The following is a 23237-nucleotide window of genomic DNA, read 5'->3' on the forward strand; positions in this document are numbered from 1 at the left end:
ACTGTTATAAAAACAGTATGCTTTTATTTTTAGCTGATCAGCCTCATGATTTCCAAAGCCACTTTCAATGCTTCAGTTCCATCTTCAAGAGAAACCTCTACATTTTTATTGTCTGTGATGGCATCCGCGAAAGAGTTCAACTCATCCAAAATAGCATTGTTGGACTGAATATTCGGGTATTCAAACAGGATCTGATTCTTTTCTCCATCCGCATTTTCAATAATCATATCAAATGGAGTAGGGTTTTCAGGAGCATCTTTCATTCTGATCACTTCAGCCTTTTTCTCAAGGAAATCTACAGAAATATAAGCATCTTTCTGGAAGAATCTGCTTTTTCTCATGGCTTTCATAGAAATTCTGGAAGTGGTAAGGTTAGCCACACATCCGTTTTCAAATTCTATTCTCGCATTGGCAATATCCGGAGTTTTGCTTACCACACAAACACCGCTTGCATGGATGTTTTTAACCTTAGATTTAGCCATACTCAACAGAATATCCAGATCATGGATCATAAGGTCCAATACTACAGAAACGTCTGTCCCGCGAGGATTAAATTCTGCCAGTCTGTGGATTTCAATGAACATCGGATTGCTGATATATTCCTTAGTGGCAATAAAAGCCGGATTGTATCTCTCAACGTGTCCTACCTGTGCTTTAATCCCTTTTTCCTGGCATAAACGTAAAATTTCTTCTGCCTGCTCAAGAGTCTGGGTTACCGGTTTTTCAATAAAGAAATGAAGACCTTTTTCAATGGCTTTCAAAGCATAATCGTAATGATAAACTGTAGGAGTGACAATATCAAGCATGTCAATCTGCTCAAGCAATTCATCAAAATTTTCAAAATATTTATATCCGAATTCGGCTTCTAATTTCTTTCCGTTTTCAACATCTTTATCATGGAAACCTACAAATTCATATCTATCTGATTGATTAAGAAGTTTTAAATGTATTTTCCCCAAGTGTCCGGCACCTACCAAACCTGCTTTTAACATAGCTGTATTAAATTTTTGTAAATATAGTAAATGTACATTTATAAAATACATGACTTTTTACTTGGAGATATTTAAGATTGAGCGCATGTATTCATTAAAGAAATTACAGTAAATTCACGGTCAGAAAAATAACGATGAAAAGACTCATTTCAATAGTACTCATCTTTGGGTTATGTACTGCCGGATGTATAGGAGACAGTCCATATGACCCGCAGGCTAAATGTGGAACTCCAATAAATTTGAATTTTGTAAAAGGGAGTAACCTGCTTTCCTGGAATATGATTAGTCAGGGCGAAGGATATTATGAAATACAGTATGGAGAACCTGGTTTTTCTTTAGGAAAGGGAACCACAGTTGTAACCAATAAAAATTCGTATAACCTTCCACTATATAAGGATAATAAATATGACCTTTATGTAAGAAAAAATTGTGGAATAGACAATGGACGGAGCAACTGGGCAGGCCCCATTACTGTTTTGGCCAGTAATACAACTACTTGTGTAAAACCGGAGTATGCAACGTATTCAAAAACAACTTCTTCCACATATTCTTCTATTTTTGATGCTACAGTATCCTGGGAAAATGATGGGATTTCTGTGTATGAAACGGTCTTAACAACCAGTCCTGTACCACCTGCGAGTGGAGAATTAGTGATCACAGGTCAAAAAGCCATTTATACAGGATTAAGTAAAACAGTGAATTATAACTTTTTTGTAAGAAAAAGATGTGCAGATAATACCTTCAGCGATTTTTATGGACCTTATCCAATAAAATGGGATTGATAAATAAGAATAAAGCAGTCATTTTTTGATTGCTTTATTTTTGTGGATAATTCTTTGCTCCAATTTCTGAAATCTAAAATCTAATTTCTTATTTTTGTCAAATGCAGGATTCGTTTGTACATAAAGGAAAAAGAAAGATTTTAGTAGATTACCTTCGATACAGAATTGGAATTTCGGACGAAAATGTACTTTCGGCAATGAGTGAAGTTCCAAGACACCTTTTTATCGAAAGTATTTTTGAAGATTTTGCCTATGAAGACAGGGCATTTCCTATCTTGGCACATCAGACCATTTCCCATCCTTCAACGGTAGCAGAACAATCTGAACTGCTACAGGTAAAACCAGGCGAAAAAGTGCTGGAAATAGGTACAGGATGCGGATACCAGACGGCTGTTTTAATAGCAATGAAAGCTCATGTATATACGGTTGAAAGACAGAAAGACCTGTTTGATTTTTCCAAAAAGAAACTCAGAGAACTTCATCTGTTTCCAAAATTTCAAAGCTTTGGAGATGGCTTTGCGGGGCTTCCTACTTTTGCTCCTTTTGATAAAATCATTGTAACCTGCGGTGCTTCCAGTTTACCAACAGAGCTTTTAAAACAATTGAACATCGGAGGAATTATGGTGATTCCATTGGGACCTACTGACGAACAGGTTTTATACAGATTTACCAAAATAGGCCCTACAGAATTTGAAAAAGAAGAATTCGGGGCGTATAAATTTGTTCCGATGCTTGGGAATACCAACCAATAATTTTATTTATTAGAATTGTAAAAGAACTGGTCTCAAACACCAATGCTTTTGTTAATTAATAGAACTGGCTTTAATCCTTTTTTATTAATAAATATTCAACTGATTTTAGCTAAAATTTAAAATATTTTAACTCATTTCGGAATGAAAATTGGATTCATAAGAGAACCCAATCACTAAATCTATTATTATGGACACGAACAGATTCAAAGCGTCACATGATTTTAGTAATCTTCAGAAAAACCTGAATAATAATCCAGGATATAGCGTAGAAAGTTATTCCCAGCAGGTAAAAGATTACATTCATGACATGAAAAGCAGGAATCAGGAAGCAACCAAACAGGGATTTATGACACAAACTCAGAAATCTGCGAAAGAAGTTTGGACAGAGATTCAGGAAATTGCTTCTGAAGCCTGGGAGAAGAACAAAGACCATTCAGATGAGAAGAAATAATTTTTTAATATTAAAGTTCAGGAACCTTACTTTTTGCGAGTGAGGTTTTTTATTTATAATCATTAATCCATACCAATGAAAGTCTTTATCAATAAAAGAATTCCCGAAACAGGAATTAAAATGCTGGAGGAAGCAGGACTGGAAATTACAATTCCGGAAAAAGAAAACCTTTCTTATGAAGAATGGCTGAATTACTGTAAAAATACCGATACCATTTTAAGTATTGGAGCAGAATTTAAATATGGCAAAAACTTCTTTGAAGCCTGCCCGAATGTGAAAGCCATTGCTTTATATTCTGTAGGATTCGATCATGTAGATATCAAAGAAGCTACCCAAAGGAATATTCCGGTGGGTAATACACCTGATGTTTTGAGCAGAGCGACTTCAGATGTTGCTTTTTTACTCATGCAGTCGGTGGCAAGAAGAGCGAGTTACAACTTCGGGAAAGTGAAAGACGGAAGCTGGGGTGCATTTGATCCTTTGCATGCTTTGGGACAGGAACTTTATGGGAAAACCCTCGGTATTTTCGGACTGGGGCGTATCGGGTATGAAATGGCTGAAAAATCCAAGAAGGCTTTTGGAATGAATATCATTTATCACAACCGCCATCACAATGAAGAAGCAGAACAGGAATTGGGAGCAAAGTATGTTTCCTTTGGAGAGCTGATCAAAAACTCAGATGTATTGAGTGTTCACGCCAGTTTTACTCCTGAGCATAAAGAATTATTCAATGAGTCCATTTTTGAACAGATGAAGCCGGATGCTATTTTCATCAATACTGCCAGAGGTGGTTTCCACAATCAAAAAGATTTGTATCAGGCGTTGGTTGATCAAAAAATATGGGGTGCAGGTCTGGATGTTACCAATCCGGAACCTATGTCAGCAGATGATCCTATTCTTGAACTGTCAAGTGTCTGTATCCTGCCACACATTGGTTCTGCCACTATTGAAGCCCGAAATGGGATGGCCAGACTGGCTGCAGGAAATATCATCGCTTTTTCAAAAAATGAAAAAATGCCGCATTGTGCAAATCCTGACATTTATTCTGACCATTCATCATAACTTGGAATTATTTTTGTTCTGAATATATAAACCTAAAATCTTACCATTATGGCACCAGAGAAAAATATTAATCAACAGAACAAAAGGTTAGAACAGATGGATTATAACCCTAACGAAGATATATTTAAGAGAGAAAAACACATTTCGCTTGATGGAGACGGGAATCCTATTTTAGATGAAGATTTTGACGAGGATAAAATAGATAAAGGCTTAGATATTCCAGGAGCCGATGACGATGATGAAATGGAAGAAATAGGAGAAGAAGATGAAGAGAACAACTACTGGAGTCTCAGCGATAACGAAGATGATCATGAAGAAGAAAATGATGATGTTTTAACTTAAAACTTTGACGATAAACGAACCAACCTTGCTGAATTTCAGTGAGGTTTTTTGTTGGAATCGGAATGTGTTCTGAAATAAGTGTTTGCATTATAGAGGCAAAGTATGTTAATTAATATCAGTATTTTTGTTGAAAACTAATTTTAAACTTTATGATGATGAGTTTCTACACCAGAGCACTACTGGTTTCTTTACTTAGTGTTATTTTTTCTAATCTTTATTCTCAAGATAAGTATATAAAAGATCCCAATTTTAACGCAGCCTTTCAAACCAATAAATTCTTTATTGATGGAAAACAGGAAATCGATTTTAGTATTTCTCAGCCAGACGGGAAAATTCTTGTAGTATATAAAACATTCATACCTGTTCCGGGAGGAGATATTTACAATATGGTAAGGATTAATCCTGATAATTCCATTGATCCCACTTTTACGACTGCTGTTTTTAATAGGTTTGTGAAAAGTGTTGCTTTGCAAAGCGATGGTAAAATTCTTGTGGGAGGAGGTTTTACTTCACACAATAATGTGGTTTCAAAGTACATTGTAAGGCTTAATACTAATGGAACTAAAGACTCTACTTTCAATATTGGAAATTTTTCATTTCCCCAATTTACTGATGATCCTTCGGTAAACAAAGTAGCAGTGCTTCCGGGAGATAAGATTTTGCTTGGGGGGAATTTCATAACGTATAACGGAGCAACCAAGAAGTATGTTTTAAAATTGAATACAAACGGATCTATAGATTCTTCATTTGATTTCGATTATACCGGGTATGATTCTGATGTAAGTAATTTTGAACTTCAGCCAGATGGCAAAATTATAACGACTTACTATTTCAACCGTATTTTAAGGCATAATGTCAACGGATCTGCGGATACTACATTTACACAACCTGATTATTCCAATTTTAGTGGAGTGGGAATTAAAACGGTTGCAGTGAGAAATGACGGTAAAATTTATATTGGCGGGAAATTTATTTTTGGTGGAAATAATCAGTTTTTAATGCGTCTGAATGCAGATGGAACAAGAGATATGGGATTTGTAGTTAAAAGCTTTTATCAGAATTACCCATCGGGAACAGGTGTGGATGGTGTTTATTCAATTCTTATACAACCCGATGGAAAAGCATTGATAGGAGGAGGTTTTAAATCTTATGGTGGGCAGCCTGCAGCCGGAATTATGCGTTTAAATGATGATGGTTCACTGGATTCCACTTTTCAGGGAAAAGTAACACGCCTGATTAATGGGTATGCATTTACAGATTATATTAATAATCTTAGTTTTCATTCGAGCGGTAATGTTATTGCTTCTGGCTCAATGAAATATTATAATGATGACGTGGCGGGTAATATTGTGATGTTTTCTCTTTTAGCCGGAGATAGAATTTCTACTTTTCAAAATATTTGTAAAGGTTTTGACACTGCTCCTAATAAAATATTTATGCAGCCAGATGGGAAGATTATTCTGACGGGTAATTTTTATGCTTATAATGGACAGCCGAGAGATAGAATTGTACGCTTAAATGCAGATGGAAGTGTTGATAATAATTTTAAAGTATATTCACCATTATTATTTCATTCGTCTCAAGAACCTGCTGATATTAAATTCTTATCCAATGGTAAAATATTACTGGGAACAGAAGGAACGATAAATGGAGGTGAAAATGGAGGTGGACTTGTAAGGTTGAATTATGATGGAAGTTTAGATCCTACATTTTTTAGTTTGGTAGGCAATGATCGAGGATTATATGGATCCCTGAAATTTAAGAACTTTATCCTGCTTAATGATAATAAGGCAGTCGTTCCCGCCATGAACTACTATGTTAAGAATAATGTATCAGTTCCTATTGATAATAAATTTGTAGTCTTAGATCAGACCGGAAATATAGATACTGCTATAGATTATGCAGAGCCTTACAATTCGATTAACAGACTTAAATTGCTGTCTAATGGTAAGATTTTATTAACGGGTTATGATAGTAATTTGTCTAAGTTTTTAATGGCTAGACTTTTACCCAATGGACAAATAGATGGAGCATTTACAACGGTAACCTCTCAGCCAAATATTAATGATATGTATCCTGCGCCAGATGGAAAAATTTATGCTATTTCCAATCAGCTTGCAGGGCATAAGCTAATGCGGTTTAATGAAGACGGAACATTGGATAGCTCATTTACTTCACCATTTTATGATAATGGAATGCTTACCCGTGAGTTGCCATTCGAATTTGAAAATAACGGGAAATTTTTCACTGCTTTTTCCCCACTTTTCAATTATAAAGGTCTTGTAAGGCATAATGCCGATGGAACAGTGGATACTACTTTTGATATCGGAACAGGTTTTGTAACTACATATCCCAATAATTATACTGATGATGTAACATCCATTAAACAGCAGGGAAATGGTTTTCTTGTAGGTGGTGAGTTCAGGGAATTTGACGGGCAGCCTGTGAGAGGTCTTGTTAGATTAATTCCTCAAACAAGTTTGCATATCAAAGAGGAAAAATTGGTTAAAAATAATTTCATTTATCCCAATCCTACAACAGGTATTCTGAATGTAAAGACAGAAGGTTTCAATCAATATCAAATCGTAGATAATTTAGGAAGAGTAGTTATCAGGTCAACTGAATTAAAATCAACAATTGATGTTTCTCATCTTCCTGTAGGTATATATTATATTTATCTTAAAGGAAACAAAGAAAATTTTGTTGAAAAATTTATAAAAAAATAAGACAAAAAGTATCTTTAATCCATATTATACATCAAACCTTGCTGAATTTCAGCAAGGTTTTTTATGTTGAATAACAGCTAATACAATTAAAGCCAATTTTCCTCCACAGGAGGGAAATTCAGGTGTGTATTTTCAGATAGAGTATTTAATGTCAAACGATAGTTGATTCACAGCTTTCATAAATTTCCCCTAAACCCTAAACCCTAAACCCTAAACCATTCTTTCCTTCTCCTCTTGCCTATATTTCGTATTTTGAATATCTTTAAAACTTCAAACATTGTTTCAACATAGACCTTTAAATAGCAATATGACATTTCAAGAACAGATACAGCAGGGGATTCCTAATCAGCTGCCACAACCAAAACCATACGAGACCAATATCAACCATGCTCCGAAGCGTAAAGAAATTTTAGGAGAAGAAGAGAAAAAACTGGCATTGAAGAATGCATTACGTTACTTTGATCCTCAGTTTCACGCAGAACTGATTCCTGAATTTAAGCATGAACTGGAAGACTATGGAAGAATTTATATGTACCGTTTCCGCCCGGATTACGAAATGAAGGCGAGACCTATTACAGACTATCCCGGACAATCTGAGCAGGCGAAAGCCATTATGCTGATGATTCAGAATAATCTGGATTATGCAGTGGCACAGCATCCTCATGAACTGATTACTTATGGTGGAAACGGAGCTGTATTCTCCAACTGGGCGCAGTATCTGCTGACGATGAAATATCTGTCGGAAATGAGCAATGAGCAGACGTTGGTGATGTACTCAGGACACCCGATGGGATTGTTCCCGTCTCATAAAGATGCACCAAGAGTGGTTGTAACCAATGGAATGATGATCCCGAACTATTCAAAACCGGATGACTGGGAGAAATTCAATGCATTGGGGGTTACCCAGTACGGGCAGATGACAGCGGGAAGTTATATGTATATTGGTCCGCAGGGGATTGTTCACGGGACAACCATTACTGTTTTAAATGCTTTCAGAAAAATTAAAAAAGAACCGAAAGGAGGTCTTTTCGTAACTTCAGGATTAGGAGGAATGAGCGGGGCTCAGCCAAAAGCGGGTAATATCGCTGGCTGCGTTACTGTATGTGCAGAAGTGAACCCGAAAATCACCAAAATCCGTCACGATCAGAAGTGGGTGAATGAGATCTATGAAAATCTTGACGAGCTTGTAACAAGAGTAAGAGAAGCACAGGACAATAAAGAAACGGTGTCTTTGGCTTACCTTGGAAATATTGTTGAGGTTTGGGAAAAATTTGATCAGGCAGATTTAAGAATCGATATTGGTTCAGATCAGACGTCACTTCACAATCCTTGGGCTGGAGGGTATTATCCTGCAGGACAAACTTTTGAAGAATCTAATGCGATGATGGCTGAAAATCCTGAATTATTCAAAGAAAAAGTTCAGGAAACATTGAGAAGACATGCTGCAGCCATCAACAAACATACAGCGAAGGGAACGTATTTCTTCGACTACGGAAATGCCTTTTTATTGGAAGCTTCCAGAGCCGGAGCTGATGTAATGGCAGATAATCCTACATTGGGAAGAGAATTCAAATACCCTAGTTATGTACAGGATATCATGGGGCCTATGTGTTTCGATTACGGTTTTGGGCCGTTCCGTTGGGTATGTTCCAGTGGAAATCCGGAAGATCTTCAGAAAACGGATACTATTGCTTGTACCATATTAGAAGAAATGGTGAAAAACTCTCCTGAAGAGATCCAACAGCAGATGAAAGACAACATCCAGTGGATCAAGGGAGCACAGGAAAATAAGTTGGTAGTAGGTTCGCAGGCGAGAATCCTTTATGCAGATGCAGAAGGAAGAATGAAGATTGCAGAAGCCTTCAACAAAGCTATTAGAAACGGTGAGATTGGACCTGTAGTATTGGGTAGAGACCATCATGATGTTTCAGGGACAGATTCTCCGTACAGAGAAACTTCCAATATCTATGATGGATCAAGATTCACTGCCGATATGGCGATTCACAATGTGATTGGTGACAGTTTCCGTGGGGCTACCTGGGTTTCCATTCACAATGGTGGTGGAGTAGGCTGGGGAGAAGTGATCAACGGTGGTTTCGGAATGCTGTTGGATGGAAGCGATGATGCCGACAGAAGACTGAAATCTATGCTTTTCTGGGACGTAAATAACGGAATATCAAGAAGAAGCTGGGCAAGAAACGAAGGCGCTGTTTTCGCTATCAAAAGAGCTATGGAAGCAGAACCCAATCTGAAAGTAACCCTTCCGAATCTTGTAGATGAAAATTTACTGTAAAATATAATATTCAGCATTGGCAACGATCGACAAAAAACTGTTTTCACACCTCAATGTAGAGGACTGTGATCCTGTATGGGAGAAGTTTGCTGAGGTTGAATTTTCAAAAAAAACTCTGTTTACGAATAATAAAGCCTATCTTTTAGAAGATGGGCTTGTTCGTAAATATTATATCAACAGCACATCTGATATCGATACTGAAATCTGCGCAGAATTTCACTTTCCCGGAGATATTTTTACCGTTGACGAAAAAGAATCCGATGCCGTTTATGAATCTATCAACAGCGGGCGGGCATGGGAAATCACCCTTGATGAGGTGAAAGATATGTTTGTTTTAAATCCGCACTGCCGTTTCGTTCAGAATTATTATCTGAGCAGAAAGCTCAATGCTGCTATGAAAAGGGAAATGCTTTTGTTGAAAAATACCCCTCAGAATTTGTATGAATACCTTCTGAAGAACAAACCTCATTACATCAAGAATATTCCTTTGAAGTACCTTGCTTCTTATATTGGAGTTACACCTATCTCTTTAAGCAGAATCAGAAAGCGTATTCATTAGCATTGTTTTTTAACGCAATGTTCACAAAGATTTTAATTTTATTTTTATGGCTGCAAAGGTGCTATCGCTTAGCAATGGTTATATTCTTTGCTGAATGAAATGCCCTTGCGAGCGAAAAAATATCTTCATTATTAAATTCTTAGTGCTCCTTGCGTTTTAACTTCCACACACTGGAATTAATTATCTTTTGTTTATTGTCTTGCCTTCCGTAAGTTTTTTCCTTTGTTGAAAAAAGAATATGGAAATACAAAAATTGAACTGGGCAGGCATCCGTCTCACTTCTCACCACAAAACCATCTTAATAGACGCAGTAGAAGATTTCTCTTATTATAAACCTGTGTTGGGTGATGCTGTAGAGAATCTTTTAGAATTTTCAGACAATGTACAGGCAGATTATATCCTGTTTACCCATCTGCATCTCGATCATTTTGACAAAGGGGTAATCCGGAAATGCTTAAAGAAAGACGGAAAACTGATCGTCTACGCAGGACTTGAATCTGTGGCGAAAAAACTGATAGATGATGTAGAAATCATTGTTCTGGATCTTGATGAAATCTTTATAGAAAACAATATCACCTTCAAACCCGTATTTGCCATGGATGGAGTGGGAGAAATACAATCTTCATGGATCGTAGATGATGGAGAAATGAAAATCTTTCATGGCGGAGATACGATCTGGCACAACCAGTTTTGGAAGCTCGGAAAAGAAACCCCAAACATAGATTATGCTTTCTTACCCGTAAACGGAGTGGTAGTGAACTTCGAAATCATCGGATTGGAATACAGTCCTGTTCCCGCTTCGCTCAGTTTAAAAGAAGCTTTCGCAGCAGCACACCTTTTACATGCTAAAAAACTTGTGCCTATCCATTACGGATTATTTGCTCATGAGAAATTTTATATTCCTCAAGTGTTTGATGACAATGATATGAAGCGTATTTCAGAGGAAGTAGGACAGGAGTATGTGGTTTTGAAAGACGGAGCAGTATTAGTGAAATTTTAAATACTATTGGCAAGAGTTGCATTTAAAATTCAATAGGAACGGGCTTTAGCCCGTTTTTTTGGAATAATTTTCCGCATCCTCATTGTCATCTGCACCCAATTGTTATTCCATGTTCTTTTGTCATTCCGCAAGAATCTATACAGTAAAAGCTAGATTAATGAAAAAAATAAGAGTTTAGATTCCTCCGGAATGACAAGGTGAGCGCGTAGGAAGTCCATATGGATACTTATTCGCTTAGTCCTTAATACAAACTATTCATTTAGATTATCCATACAATTTGTCATTCCGTAGGAATCTCTGCTTTATCAATGAGTTTTAGATTCCACGCTTCACTTCGTTTCGCTCTGAATGACAAACATGGTGTATATTTCTCCACAAGAAATAAAATAGTCTACTTAAAAATGTAGCAAAGTTTTTATATTTTTAAGTTCAGAAAGAAAATATTCTCATTGTTTAAATAACATTTCCGATCCATGAATAAATATATAAAGATTCTACTGTTCTTCTGTGGACTCATTCTGGCAATACCAGTGGTGTGGTTTTTTCAAAATCAGAGAAGTCCATTTGCTTTCGGACCAGGAGTACAGGATTTCTCTAAAAATTTAACGGGAGGATATAAGCTTTATAGAAACTCAGCACATGAAATATTTGTAGCTCCTGCAGATGGATGGAATAGTGAAATAGCTATCATCCCCTCCAAGGTTATTAAAGTAAATGTATATGATGAATTCATTGTTGCAGAAAGACAAGGATTAAAAAGACGAAATCCTAATGATAGTTTAGATACCTATGAGGTTCCGGATGAGAATGTAAAAGACTTTTGGATTCTTAATACAGATAAAAATTATGCTTTGGGCAATCTAAACAGAACTGACTTTAAAAGGAAATTAGATTCTCTTCATATTCCAGTTACAATTGAATTGGTTGATATTTATAAATACTAAAATTTCACAACCCATTCCAACCTTTTTTATCATTCCAGCATCTTTATAATAAAAGCTTACTATGAAAATCACGATACCCAAACCTTGTCATGAAAACTGGAATGCGATGTCACCAGATGAAAAAGGAAGATTCTGCGCTGTTTGTTCCAAAACAGTGAGAGATTTTAGGAAAACTTCGGATGATGATATTATAGATGTTTTCTCTAAAACGTCGGAAGAGATCTGTGGAAATTTTAATCCATCACAGCTCAACAGAGATTTGCATTATTCCTACATCAATGCTCTTTTTGTGAAATTTGCGGTAGGTTGTATGCTGACAACAGGAGGAATCGTTGCCGTAAGTGCCCAGCAGAATACAATCAACGATACTTTAAAAGTTCAGGAAATCCGGGAAATTGATATTTCTCAATTCGGTAATCACAGGAAGTATGAATTGCTCGGATCTGTTTCAGTAGTACCCTCCAGTGCTTTACTAAACAGTAAAGAAAAAGAAAGAAAAGAAATCGTTACCAAATTATCAGATTTGCAGCTGCCCGAGACATCTGCAATGCGTATTGGCAAAGCATCTTCAGGTAGATCAGCTTCCTATATGCCGTTGTATATCGTAGATGGAAAGATAAGCGATTATGAAAAAGTAAAAGCGCTTGATCCTGATCAGATAAAAACAATGAATGTTCTGAAAGGAACTGCTGCCTCTGAAAAATTTGGAGAGAAAGCCAAAGGTGGAGTAGTGGTGATTATAACAAAAAAGAGAATGGGGAAATAAGATATAAGCAAGACAAAATTCAATATCACTTCCAATATTCCTGTTATTATTTTATATTAGTAAAAAAAATTCGATGAAACTTATTATACAAAACCCTTGTCATGAAAATTGGGAAGAAATGACAGGCGATGAAAAAGGGAAATTTTGTTCCGTTTGTTCTAAAAAAGTAACCGATTTTACAGACTTTTCAGATGAAGAACTTATCACGAGCTTTAAGTCGGATAAAAATGTATGCGGAAGATTTACTGAGGATCAGCTGGGACGGAATTTGAGTTTTTCATTAACCAGTAAAGTGGCTTTAGGATTACTAGCTGCAAGCGGAGTGGTTACCACAGCCAAAGCCCAGGAATTAAAAGATGAAGAAGTAAAAAAAGTTGATTTTAAAAAAGGAATTGGTGGCGTAGAAGTTATCAACAAAACTCTCAATAAAACCATGTGGCTGGGCATGCCTACCCAGGAACAGATTGAATCTACACAACCATTGATTCTTCTGGATAATAAAAAAATATCTGAAGAAAAGATGAAAAAAATAAACGGAGATAACGTGAAAAGTGTAAAAGTACTTTCCGGTGAAGGAGCCACTAAACTGTATGGAGATAAAGGAAAGTTTGGCGTTATCGTAATTGAAAGTAAGAAATAGAATATACTGGCAGAAAAAGATCTGATTGCAGATCGTAAAATAAATATTCCGGCGATCGCAGATCGCCGGAATATTTTATATCAAAGTAAATTACGTATTATTTCACCGCTGCAATAGCCGCTTCATAATTCGGTTCTTGGGAAATATCTGCTACCTGCTCTTCATAGATGATTTTTCCAGAAGGATCTATTACCACTACAGCTCTGCTCAGAAGACCTTTCATGGCAGAATCTACCAGTTCTACACCATAGTTCCATCCAAAATCTGAACGGAAATCCGAAAGCATCACTACATTTTTGATCCCTTCAGCACCGCAGAATCTTTTCTGTGCAAATGGTAAGTCTTTAGAAATACAAAGCACTACCGTATTGGGAAGGTTTCCTGCCTCTTCATTGAAATGATGTACAGAAGCTGAACACACGCCTGTATCTACACTAGGAAAGATATTTAAGATCACATTCTTCCCTTTGTAGGACTCCAACGTCTGATCATTCATATTCACATCTGTAAGGGTAAATTTAGGAGCTGGCTTATTCAGGGCCGGCAATTTGGCATAGGTATGTACTTCTTTTCCTCCCATTAAAACCGTGTTGGTTGCTTTAGATTTTTGTGCAAAGCCCATTGCGGAAAAGAATAATAGTGTACTGAAAACTAATTTTGAAAACATGAAATTTATTTTTAGGCTAAATTATTCTTTTTTCAGGAGCTGAGATTAATTTTAATTCAAATAGATCAAATCTATTGTCAGATTGTTTTTTTCAAAACATTTTACTTCTACCTTTATATTATTAAACGAGACTGTCTCAAAAGTCAAATAGTTTGGCTTTTGTCATTCTGACGAAGGAAGAATCTTATTAATGTCTGGATATATTAGATTCTTCACTACATTTCATTTCATTCAGAATGACACTTTTGAGATAATCTCAATCTTATCACATAAAAAAATAGAAAGATTTATGAGTTCAGAAAATACAGCATCATTCCATCACATTTTTAAGGGTGAAAACGAAATTCTGGAAGAGTATAAAGTTCCGGTCATCCATCAGAGAACTTATCTTTTGAATGGCGAACTGGTAGAGTGGACCGGAGATGTTACCGAAATCTATTCCCCGGTGTGCATTCCTACAGAAAACGGATTAGAAAGAAAACTTTTGGGAAGTATCCCGAATATTGGCCCGAACGAAGCCATGGAAGTCCTTGAAGCTTGCGTAAAAGCTTATGATAACGGTCTTGGCGAATGGCCTACCATGTCTGTGGAAGGACGTATCAAATGTATGCAGAAATTTGTGTACCTGATGATCCAGCAAAGAGACCTGATCATCAAGTTACTCATGTGGGAAATTGGAAAAACACTGGCTGATTCTACTAAAGAATTTGACCGTACCGTAGATTATATCAACCAGACTATTGATGCACTGAAAGATCTGGACAGAGAATCTTCCCGTTTTCAACAGGCTGAGGGAACTATTGCACAGATCAGAAGGGCTCCACTTGGAGTGGTTTTAAGTATGGGGCCATTCAACTATCCTCTGAATGAGATTTTCACCACATTGATTCCCGCTTTGATCATGGGAAATACCATTCTGTTTAAGCTTCCGAAACATGGTGTACTGGCACATTATCCTTTATTAAATGCCTTTAAAGAAGCATTCCCGAAAGGAACAGTAAATACATTATACGGAAAAGGATCAGAGATTATCACTCCGATCATGGAAAGCGGAAAAGTAAATGTTCTGGCCTTCATCGGTTCAAGTAAAGTAGCTAATGGCTTGAAAAAACTGCATCCGAAAGTGAATCGTTTAAGAGCTATTCTGAGTCTGGATGCCAAAAATGCAGCCATCGTGACTAAAAATGCCAATCTGGATGTGGCGGTGAGCGAATGTATTTTGGGTGCGCTTTCTTTCAACGGACAGCGATGTACAGCACTAAAGCTGATATTTGTTCAGAAAGAAATAGCTGAGGAGTTTACAAAAAAACTGAGTGAAGCGGTTTCTGCTTTGAAACCAGGATTGCCATGGGAAAAAGATGTAAAAGTAACTCCGCTTCCGGAAGTCAATAAACCTCCTTATTTGAAAGAATGTATTGACGATGCATTACAGAAAGGAGCAGCGGTTTTGAATAAAGACGGAGGCTATACGGATGAATCTTTTGTTTTTCCGGCAGTAGTATATCCGGTAAACAGTGATATGAAGCTGTATCATGAGGAGCAGTTTGGTCCGGTAATTCCAGTTGTTCCTTTTGAAGACATAGAAGAGCCTATAGAATATCAGGTGAATGCTTCACATGGGATGCAGGTAAGTATTTTCAGTGAAGATCCGCAGGAAGTAGCCAGACTGATTGATCCGTTTGTAAATCTCGTAAGCCGTGTCAATATCAACTGCCAGGCGCAAAGAGGCCCTGATGTCTTTCCTTTTACCGGAAGAAAAGACAGCGCGGAAGGAACGCTTTCTGTTTTTGATGCGCTCCGCTCATTCTCAATTCGGTCTCTGGTAGCAGCAAAACTTACAGATTCCAATAAAGAATTACTTAATACGATTGTCAGAGAACACGATTCCAACTTTTTAAGCACAGATTATATTTTCTGATCCTATTGTATTTAACATAAATAAAAATCCTCAATAAACTTCTTTGTTTGTTGAGGATTTTTTTATCTTAATGGCGGAAATAAAGTTTTGTGTTATAAATAAGATGACGTTTTTTATAAATGTCATCTAAGGATCAGTGTGTAAATCATGTCTTCACCAGAAAAAGAATTTTTAGAGAAAATAGAAAAGCACAAAGGTGTTGTTTTTAAGATCTCTAAAATGTATATGGATAATAAGGACGATCAGAATGACCTCTATCAGGAGATCATCTACCAGGCCTGGAAATCATACGGTGATTTTCAAAAGAGGAGTGATTTCTCTACTTGGCTGTACAGAACTGCACTAAACACAGCAATTGTTTTCCTGAGAAGTGAAAAAAAACGTAGTTTTATACAGAATCAGAATGTAGATGGGCTGAGTGCCCGGCAGGAACCTTATAATGATACGGATGATGTGAATATGAAGCTGATGTATGAAGCAATTCATAAGCTGAGCCCTATTGATAAAGCGCTTATATTTTTCTTTCTGGAGGGCTTTTCTGGAAAAGAAATAGCCGTTCAGCTGGGAATAACCGAAGTGAATACACGGGTAAAGCTGAAAAGGGCAAAAGAGAAGCTGAAAGACATCATTACCCAACAACGAACAGGTTCTTATTAAAAGATAAAAGGATGGAGCTAGACAATTTTAAAGAACTATGGAATAAAGATACGGGACAGGAATCTCCTGAAATTTCTCTGGAAAAACAGACGGAAATACACTCTCCGTTACAGATGCTGAAAGTAAATATGGAAACTGAGTTTTGGCTGATGATTGTAACGCTGCCTTTGCTTTTAACCAATTTCCCGTTTGCTTCTGCTGATTCTAATATTAAAATCATATCCACATTTGTCACCATCCTGACCGTTGTTATTATCGTCTATTTTTATTCCCGGTTTCTGAAATTGTATAAGCTGCTTCAAAAGAATAGTATCAATACAAATTATGATTTATTCAACCTCAAAACCCAGCTTCTCATATCGAAAGAAATTTACATTGCCTATTATATTTCCTATATTCCTCTTGGGTTTCTTCTCTCTCTGATCAAAATTAATTTTCATTTTGAGAGGGAATATAATCTGGCCATCTTCGGAATCAGTCTTCTGATTACACTGCTCCTGATTGCTTTTATCATAAAATACTGGATCTATTATATGTACGGAAGGTATATTGATGATGTAGTACGTTTGGTAGATGAACTCAATGAAATTGAAGTAAGCCCCAGACCAGCAAAGAAAAAAACTTGGTTTGAGCGGTCACAGAAATTTTTCATGAATAAAATGGGAATCAAAGGAAATATTCTGAATACGGTTATCTGGTTTGTATCCATGTATTTTTTTATCATTCTATTTCTAACAATTGTTCTTTTGATCATCATTATAGTGGGAGCAAAGCTAGATTTTCTTGATGTTGGATCTTTGCAGAGGGCTTTAAATAAACTGAATTAGAAATTATTTTATATTCCGCAAAATTTCTATCTTTAAAAAATTGAGTTATAAAAAAATATCAGATGGATGATTTTAAAAATCAAGTGTATTCTATAGAAGAATTCCTGGAGCTTGTAAAGAATAAACAGGATCGGAAAGCATCCTTTGACCCGGAATATAATTATGCAGTCTATTCTTCAAAAGACGAATTTGAACCCGAAATGAAAGTTTTTATTGGTGACCCTTTGGATATAGGAGGGAATGACAGCGAAATCTTACCTGATTTTGTTTATCATAATAAACTTAACTATATATGCTCTGATGAGAATATTCAGGATGTAGTGGATCTTGCTTTCAGGCAGCATGCCGATGTAACCTCTTTCCAGCTTATTGAAGCCCTGAATCACTATCTTGAAAAAGATGATTTCTTAGATTTTAAATAATTGTAGAATTATATATTTTAAATAAAGAACCTGATATAAACAAATATCAGGTTCTTTATTTTTATGCCTTGATGGACTATTAAAGATAAAATTCGACAAAAATGATTTTGAGTAAAATATTATCTTAAGAAAATAATAAATTTAAAAACATTTATAATAAGTGGCTGACGGTGTTTTTCTGTTGGTTTTTTTATTTCTTTTGTAAAAATACTGTAACAATTTTTTTAAATGAAAACTAACTCTATAGAGTAACAAATCATGACCTCATTAGAACAAGAGTTTATAAGTCAAATTGAAAAGCATAAGGGAATCCTATTTAAGATTTCTAAAATGTACATGACTGAAAAGGATGATCGGGATGATCTTTTTCAGGAGATTACCTATCAGCTCTGGAAAGCATTTCCTGGTTTCAGAGGTGAAAGCGAATTTTCAACATGGCTGTACAGAATCGCTTTGAATACGGCCATTATTTTCCTTAAATCAGAAAAAAGAAGAAGCTTTATTGCCCATGAAGATTTTTCTAATCAGATTATTGTACAGGAAGACTATGATTACCGGAAAGAAGAGCGCCTGGCTGAAATGTATAAGGCTATTCATCAACTCAATTCCATTGATAAAGCCTTTATATTCTATTATCTGGAAGATTTTTCAGGTAAGCAGATTGCGGAACAGATGGGAATTTCTGAAGGAAATGTAAGAGTGAAAATGAACCGCGCAAAAAATAAACTTAAAGATATCTTAAGCCAAATAAAAACCAACAAACATTAAAATCAGTAATCCAATGAATATCGATGAATTGAAAAATACCTGGAATGAAGATATTATGGAGGAAACTCCTGAAATAAGTATTGAACAAAGAAATAAACTGAATCTTCCCCTTGAAAAAATACGTAAAAACATGCGTGTGGAATTCTGGTGGGTGATAGGAATTTTTGTTTTTGCATTTTTAGTTTGCTCAGTCTGCAGACCTTTTAAATTGCAATTGTATATAACGGTTTTAATTGCTTCCATGCTTATTGTTACCGTTTTCTTTTTCAGTAAGTTCTTTAAACTGTATAACGAAATCAGTAACCCTGCACCTAAGACCTACGATTCTCTGAAAGATCTTGTAATGCAGCTGAATCTGAATAAACAATATTATCTGTCATACTATATCAGTTTTGCACCGTTTCTGGTATGTGAGATCCTTATTGTTCTGGAATTTATCCCATGGCCAAAGCCTTTGAGTGAACTGAAAATTGCAGTGATCTTAATAGGTTCTGTGATTGGAGGATTATTTTTGCTCTATCTGGCCGGAAAATTCTGGTTTCACCGTTATTACGGAAGATATATGCAGCATATTGAAAATCTTTTAGAAGAATTGAAAAAATAAAAATGAGTTCGGCGGGCTGAAAGCCCGCCGAACCTTTATAAATTATTGTCCTTTATTATCTTTTTCCTTAGCAATTTCATTTTTTATCCAATCCAGCTGTGGGTCTTTCTTATCAATGATATCCTGCATGCTTTCAGTAACCACTACATCAGGAATCACCCCTTTCCGTGAATCTGAGAAATTGATATTAGGCTGTACCAGAAGTAATCCGATAGGAAACCTGATTGCAGAATTAGGAAGCTTCTGGTAAGAATAAAAGCCTGCTACTGTTCCGTCATTGGCACCACCGGTTTCTTCACCTACAAGAGTTGCTCTTTTATCATTCTTAAGCTTGGCTGTAATAATAGAAGATGCTGAGAAGCTTCCTCCATTGATCAATACAAAAACTTTTCCGTGGTAAGCTTGCTTATTGGGTTTTGTGGGTTTATCAGCTTTCATTTTATAGAAAACCTTTCCGTCTTTTTTATAGGTGCTGAAAGTCTGAGCGAAAAAATAACTAGGGTAAGCAATGCTTTTAAGAGCATATTCTAGAGGGTTGCTTTTTCTGAAATAATTGGTAAGCAGTGGAGTATTTCTCGATGTTACCTGAGAAGGTTTGATCAAAGTAAAAGGTGCATCTGCTAAATAAGAATACAGGTTATTGATCTCATAAAGAGAACCTCCATAATTATTTCGGACATCTATGATGAGGTAGGGAGATTTGGCACCATTAATCTTGGCAAAGGTCTTTTTATAAAATTCATCAGAATAATCTCTGGAGAAACTCTGTACCTTTATGTACGCAATAGTGCTGTCTTTATCCAGAAATTTAAAACTTCTGTTATAGGAATTACTTGAAGCTACATAATCATTCAGTTTCTTTTCCAATGTCTTTTTCTGCATTTCCTTATCCTTCTCAAGATCAGAGTCAGATTTTGTCTCTCTGCTTAAAGTGTACGTTCGTTTTTCTCCCTGATAAAGAGTTTCAAGGGTGGCTTTACTTCCAAAACCGTTTTCTGCAGTATAAAAATTAAAAAAAAGATCTTTTAAAAAATAAGGATAGAAAGTTGTATTGTCACCATCACTGCTGATCAGACTTCTGTATTTCTTTATATAATCCGAAACAGGAACATTGTTTATTGATATAATCTCAGTTCCGGGTTTTATATTTTCAATAGAATCTCTGTTTTGAATGATATACATCTGATCACCTGATATATAATATTCGAAACGGCTGAACATTCCTTTCTGATTCTCCAGTCTTTTAAACTCTCTTTTGGTAAATTTCTTTCTGGGAATTCTCAAGGAAAGATGTCCTTCACGGATTCCTGCAATAACAGGCTGAAGTTTAAAATAAAACTGAAGAGGAGTAAGAGATTCATTGAGAGTCTGCTTAAGACTGTCAAATTTATGGTCCAATTCCTTCTTGGGAATATACCAGTATAATTGAGGATGCATTTGCTGTAATTTTGAATAAGCAAAATCCACATCCTCTTTGAGTTGCTCCGGTGGAATACATGAAGCCCGCTGTTCGTTGTGTTTTCTTATAGAAGCACAAGACGAAAGTATTGCGAGAAGAAATATTACCGAATAATTTTTCAATAGATCTGAGTTTTTTAGGGTGCTAAAATAGAAAGTTTAAAATTAACCATGACTTAAATGAATAATAAATTTTCCAAAATACATGATAAATTTAGTTAAAAAATGCAGTGAAACTGAATATATTTTCATTTAAAGTCAAAAGTCTATACATTTGATATTTATTTTCTACAGATGATTTATTGGATTATTACGACAGTAGCTGTGCTTACAGTTACCTTTTTTATAGTGATTAATATGAGGGCGTTTGGCGGGGTGTCAAAAGGAAAGAGGCTGAAACGCATCAAGCAGTCAAAACTCTATAAAAATAGACAGTTTCAGAATATCAGTCATACACCCTCTATTACAGAAGGCTACAAAATGTCGAAAGTGACTTATGATTTCTTTTTAGGGAAAAAAGATCCACTCTTGAAGCCTTTAAAGGAAATTCCATCTCTTCGTACCGATTTAAAAAATATAGACAAAAATCAGGATGTATTTATCTGGCTGGGACATTCATCTTATTATCTGCAGACAGATGGTGTTTCTTTCTTGATTGATCCTGTATTGAGTTTGTATGGTTCTCCTTTTAAATATTTCAATAAGGCGTTCAAAGGATCAGATATTTTTAAACCTGAAGATCTTCCGAATGTTGATTATCTTGTAATAACCCACGATCATTTTGACCATTTGGATTACCCTACGGTAAAATCTATCAAAGACAGAACAGGAATGGCCATTTTACCTTTGGGAGTAGGAGCGCATCTGGAAAGATGGGGATATGCTGAAAATGCATTGATTGAAGAAGAATGGGGAACAGAAGTACACCTGAAGAATGATATAAAAATTTTTTTTACTCCTGCGCGACATTTTTCCGGAAGGAGAATCAGGCAGAATGATACCCTGTGGAGTTCCTATGTTCTGATAACGCCTACAAAGAGAATTTTCTTAGGAGGCGACAGCGGTTATGATACCCACTTTAAAACAATTGGCGAGCAATATGGTCCTTTTGATTATGCGATTCTTGAGAACGGACAATATGGGGAAGCATGGAGGTATATCCATACAATGCCGGAAGATGTTATTCAGACTGCTATTGATCTCAATGCTGAGCGCATCATCCCTGTTCACGCAGCAAAATTTGCACTCGCTCTTCACCCATGGAATGAACCTTTACAAAAGATAACTGCCCTCGGAAAAGAAAACGGGTTGAATATCCTCACTCCAATGATTGGAGAGGTAGTAGATCTGAATCAGGATGAACAGCAATTTACAGCCTGGTGGGAAAACTGATCAGGCATGCCAGATATCTTTATATCTTACGGGATGATTTTCAAACTGTTGTCGTACAAAATCACATTCCGGGTCTACAAGCAGATCTTTTTCTTCTGCATAGCGTACCAATTCATCCAGCAATAGCTTAGCGTATCCTTTTCCTTCACGTTCTTCATCAAGCTTCGTATAATACACGATAAGCAGTCTTCCGTCAACCTCTATAGACATATAACCTGCCTTTTCTCCATCAATAAGGAGCTGTAATTCATCCTGATATGGCGATACCTGAAACTTTATATTTTCCATGATAATGTAAGATTTGGTTGATTAAAAATAATTTTGAGAACTTCCCAAAAACATTCTTTCCATTAAAATTACGAAATTAAATAATATGAAATAATAGTTTTCAGGAATCTTAACGAAATTTATAATATAAAAAGGTAAAAGATGAAAGATGAAAGATGAAAGATGAAAGATCTTGTCGTTAAAATTCAATAGAGGTGCGTTTTGACCCTTCTAACAATAAAGTGTTTAATGAAATTAATCGTATTCTGATTGTAATTTCAAGATGATTAACATGTAATAATTTCATGAAAATATAGGAAATATTTCAAAGATAATCAGTTGTTTATGATTTTTCTTAACAAAAATTATTATTTGCAATTAAAACTTGGCACTTTAATTGAGCGTGTCATCATGTTTAATTTTTAAAGGGGAACGAAATGAAAAAGTTACTATTAACAGCATTTTTGGTTGGGACATTCAGTTTGAGTTATGCCCAGTCAGATTATTATAATGATTACAGAAGGAGTATTTCGGATGTTAACTGGCAAAGAGTTGTTGCTGATCTGGTACTTTCTACAACGCAGGCAAATCAGATCTACGTTTTAAATGACCGATATCGTGATTATGATAATTGGAACAGGGTATATGTAGTAGAGCCGGGAAGATGGAGAAACGACCGATATTCTGAGCTGGAAAGAATCATGGGTAGAGAAAAGTATATTGTCTTTAAAAAGAGATATTATAGAGGTCAAAATCCTGTGATTGTTTATGGCAGAAATAAGAACGATTATAAAAAATACCGTAAACAACAGGAGAAATATTATAAAAACCAGGAAAAATACTATAAAAAACAGTCTAAACATCACGGCCGTGGTCATGGTCACGATGATGATTGGGATTAAACTATTATCAACGGTATATTCACTTTTAAATGGCTGGCATCTTTGT

At 35.9% G+C, this 23237-nt stretch carries 24 protein-coding genes; 20 read left to right on the forward strand and 4 right to left on the reverse strand.

The window, feature by feature from the left end:
- Positions 1-29: 29 nt before the first annotated feature.
- Positions 30-992 carry a Gfo/Idh/MocA family oxidoreductase gene (locus tag GFU89_RS00385; protein WP_309433504.1) on the reverse strand — a complete coding sequence of 321 codons (963 nt, stop codon included), beginning with the start codon at positions 990-992 and terminating at the stop codon, positions 30-32.
- A 134-nt stretch (positions 993-1126) separates the two neighbouring features.
- Between GFU89_RS00385 and GFU89_RS00390 the strand changes: the two genes are divergently transcribed.
- From GFU89_RS00390 to GFU89_RS00445, 12 genes are all read left to right on the forward strand, one after another.
- Positions 1127-1774: a hypothetical protein gene (locus GFU89_RS00390; protein WP_318845240.1), complete on the forward strand. Its 648-nt coding sequence runs from the start codon at positions 1127-1129 to the stop codon at positions 1772-1774.
- A gap of 101 nt (positions 1775-1875) precedes the next feature.
- The gene (locus GFU89_RS00395) at positions 1876-2526 is read left to right on the forward strand and encodes a protein-L-isoaspartate(D-aspartate) O-methyltransferase (protein WP_318845241.1); all 651 of its coding nucleotides are present in this window, start codon (positions 1876-1878) and stop codon (positions 2524-2526) included.
- 187 nt (positions 2527-2713) lie between these two features.
- Positions 2714-2977, forward strand: a complete 264-nt coding sequence (locus GFU89_RS00400; protein ID WP_318845242.1) for a prevent-host-death protein — start codon at positions 2714-2716, stop codon at positions 2975-2977.
- A 75-nt stretch (positions 2978-3052) separates the two neighbouring features.
- Positions 3053-4039, forward strand: coding sequence for a D-glycerate dehydrogenase (locus GFU89_RS00405; RefSeq protein ID WP_318845243.1), 987 nt, complete (start codon positions 3053-3055; stop codon positions 4037-4039).
- 48 nt (positions 4040-4087) lie between these two features.
- Positions 4088-4381 carry a hypothetical protein gene (locus tag GFU89_RS00410; RefSeq protein WP_077416437.1) on the forward strand — a complete coding sequence of 98 codons (294 nt, stop codon included), beginning with the start codon at positions 4088-4090 and terminating at the stop codon, positions 4379-4381.
- A gap of 149 nt (positions 4382-4530) precedes the next feature.
- Positions 4531-7107: a T9SS type A sorting domain-containing protein gene (locus tag GFU89_RS00415; protein WP_318845244.1), complete on the forward strand. Its 2577-nt coding sequence runs from the start codon at positions 4531-4533 to the stop codon at positions 7105-7107.
- A gap of 307 nt (positions 7108-7414) precedes the next feature.
- Positions 7415-9400, forward strand: a complete 1986-nt coding sequence (locus GFU89_RS00420) for a urocanate hydratase (protein WP_318845245.1) — start codon at positions 7415-7417, stop codon at positions 9398-9400.
- 16 nt (positions 9401-9416) lie between these two features.
- Positions 9417-9959, forward strand: a complete 543-nt coding sequence (locus tag GFU89_RS00425) for a hypothetical protein (protein ID WP_318845246.1) — start codon at positions 9417-9419, stop codon at positions 9957-9959.
- 238 nt (positions 9960-10197) lie between these two features.
- Positions 10198-10959, forward strand: a complete 762-nt coding sequence (locus tag GFU89_RS00430) for an MBL fold metallo-hydrolase (RefSeq protein ID WP_318845247.1) — start codon at positions 10198-10200, stop codon at positions 10957-10959.
- Between the two features lie 473 nt (positions 10960-11432).
- The gene (locus tag GFU89_RS00435; protein WP_318845248.1) at positions 11433-11903 is read left to right on the forward strand and encodes a DUF3997 domain-containing protein; all 471 of its coding nucleotides are present in this window, start codon (positions 11433-11435) and stop codon (positions 11901-11903) included.
- Positions 11904-11964: 61 nt separating this feature from the next.
- Entirely contained in the window at positions 11965-12669 is a 705-nt protein-coding gene (locus tag GFU89_RS00440) for a hypothetical protein (RefSeq protein ID WP_318845249.1), read from the forward strand.
- 73 nt (positions 12670-12742) lie between these two features.
- Positions 12743-13309, forward strand: coding sequence for a hypothetical protein (locus tag GFU89_RS00445; protein ID WP_318845250.1), 567 nt, complete (start codon positions 12743-12745; stop codon positions 13307-13309).
- Positions 13310-13406: 97 nt separating this feature from the next.
- On the opposite strand, the gene tpx is transcribed toward GFU89_RS00445, so the two are convergent.
- Positions 13407-13976 carry a thiol peroxidase gene (gene tpx / locus GFU89_RS00450; protein WP_318845251.1) on the reverse strand — a complete coding sequence of 190 codons (570 nt, stop codon included), beginning with the start codon at positions 13974-13976 and terminating at the stop codon, positions 13407-13409.
- A 289-nt stretch (positions 13977-14265) separates the two neighbouring features.
- On the opposite strand from tpx, the gene GFU89_RS00455 reads away from it, so the two are divergent.
- The 6 genes from GFU89_RS00455 to GFU89_RS00480 all read left to right on the forward strand — a co-directional run bounded on the left by GFU89_RS00455 (position 14266) and on the right by GFU89_RS00480 (position 19172).
- Positions 14266-15894 carry an NADP-dependent glyceraldehyde-3-phosphate dehydrogenase gene (locus GFU89_RS00455; protein WP_318845252.1) on the forward strand — a complete coding sequence of 543 codons (1629 nt, stop codon included), beginning with the start codon at positions 14266-14268 and terminating at the stop codon, positions 15892-15894.
- A gap of 147 nt (positions 15895-16041) precedes the next feature.
- Positions 16042-16551: a sigma-70 family RNA polymerase sigma factor gene (locus tag GFU89_RS00460; RefSeq protein ID WP_318845253.1), complete on the forward strand. Its 510-nt coding sequence runs from the start codon at positions 16042-16044 to the stop codon at positions 16549-16551.
- 11 nt (positions 16552-16562) lie between these two features.
- Positions 16563-17378, forward strand: a complete 816-nt coding sequence (locus GFU89_RS00465; protein ID WP_318845254.1) for a hypothetical protein — start codon at positions 16563-16565, stop codon at positions 17376-17378.
- A 62-nt stretch (positions 17379-17440) separates the two neighbouring features.
- The gene (locus GFU89_RS00470) at positions 17441-17800 is read left to right on the forward strand and encodes a hypothetical protein (protein ID WP_318845255.1); all 360 of its coding nucleotides are present in this window, start codon (positions 17441-17443) and stop codon (positions 17798-17800) included.
- A 258-nt stretch (positions 17801-18058) separates the two neighbouring features.
- On the forward strand, positions 18059-18568 hold the full coding sequence (locus tag GFU89_RS00475) for an RNA polymerase sigma factor (RefSeq protein WP_318845256.1): 510 nt from the start codon (positions 18059-18061) through the stop codon (positions 18566-18568).
- Between the two features lie 13 nt (positions 18569-18581).
- On the forward strand, positions 18582-19172 hold the full coding sequence (locus GFU89_RS00480; RefSeq protein WP_318845257.1) for a hypothetical protein: 591 nt from the start codon (positions 18582-18584) through the stop codon (positions 19170-19172).
- 42 nt (positions 19173-19214) lie between these two features.
- Here the strand turns inward: GFU89_RS00480 and GFU89_RS00485 are convergent, their stop codons facing one another.
- Complete coding sequence (locus tag GFU89_RS00485) at positions 19215-20753, reverse strand: S41 family peptidase (protein ID WP_318845258.1); 1539 nt, start codon at positions 20751-20753, stop codon at positions 19215-19217.
- Between the two features lie 171 nt (positions 20754-20924).
- Between GFU89_RS00485 and GFU89_RS00490 the strand changes: the two genes are divergently transcribed.
- Positions 20925-22022 (forward strand): MBL fold metallo-hydrolase, encoded by a 1098-nt coding sequence (locus tag GFU89_RS00490; protein ID WP_318845259.1) that lies wholly within the window; start codon positions 20925-20927, stop codon positions 22020-22022.
- On the opposite strand, the gene GFU89_RS00495 is transcribed toward GFU89_RS00490, so the two are convergent.
- Entirely contained in the window at positions 22023-22310 is a 288-nt protein-coding gene (locus tag GFU89_RS00495) for a GNAT family N-acetyltransferase (protein WP_318845260.1), read from the reverse strand. It lies immediately after the preceding gene.
- Between the two features lie 416 nt (positions 22311-22726).
- Here GFU89_RS00495 and GFU89_RS00500 point away from each other — a divergent pair, with 416 nt between their 5' ends.
- The gene (locus GFU89_RS00500) at positions 22727-23191 is read left to right on the forward strand and encodes a hypothetical protein (RefSeq protein ID WP_318845261.1); all 465 of its coding nucleotides are present in this window, start codon (positions 22727-22729) and stop codon (positions 23189-23191) included.
- Positions 23192-23237: the final 46 nt, after the last annotated feature.

The organism is Chryseobacterium sp. JV558 (assembly GCF_033712365.1).
Lineage (GTDB): Bacteria > Bacteroidota > Bacteroidia > Flavobacteriales > Weeksellaceae > Chryseobacterium.